1 protein-coding gene is annotated in these 618 nt (G+C 47.1%); it reads left to right on the top strand.

The window, feature by feature from the left end; translation table 11 throughout:
• Positions 1 to 317: 317 nt before the first annotated feature.
• Positions 318 to 618 (top strand): hypothetical protein (locus ACVRRC_RS22215; protein ID WP_472997611.1); only part of this gene is annotated, 301 nt, incomplete at its 3' end.

Here is a 618-nt window from a genome sequence, read left to right as displayed (position 1 = left end):
CCTCCTGGTGGCTGGGCATTCACTGTCTTCGCCTCTACAAAGGAAACATACGCTTGCTCGCCGGAGGTGGTGCAATCAGGCATCGGTTCATGTGTGCTGTTTGTGCCGAAAAATGAAGAAACACCGCTGTAAAGTCACAGCCCTGATTATCACAAATTTACAGACGATAATCAGGATGACGTTTCCACGGGCTGACAGGGAGGAAACCTAAAAGCCCATAAATTGAAGGTAGTCGGTATACCAGGATAATTATCCATTGTTGGGGTAACCGGCACGGCGACCGCCACCCGTAAGGGTTTTACAAACGAGTTGAGCATATGAAAATCATGATCAGGGTAATCGTATCTGTAGTGGCAATGGCCGTTTCCGCTCAGGTTGTTTCGGCAGAAATGCAATCGGTGAATTTTGTGGTGCCATCTTCAGTGGCAAATCAGGATCCGACCGGCGTAAAAAAATTACGCATGAATTTGGACCGGTTTTTTGTTAATTCTCTGGTCGAAGGGGAGCAGCAGCAACTGGTACAGCCGGTTTATTTTGAAGGGCCATATCGCTATTCACTGATCCGTGCCTTTGATGGCAATAACTTCGTTATTCATCTGGCAGGCAGTAAACATGTTT

Source organism: Stutzerimonas sp. LR2 (genome assembly GCF_055755175.1).
Note: the sequence above shows the minus strand (reverse complement) of the source record. Positions and strands in the feature narration are given on the sequence as shown.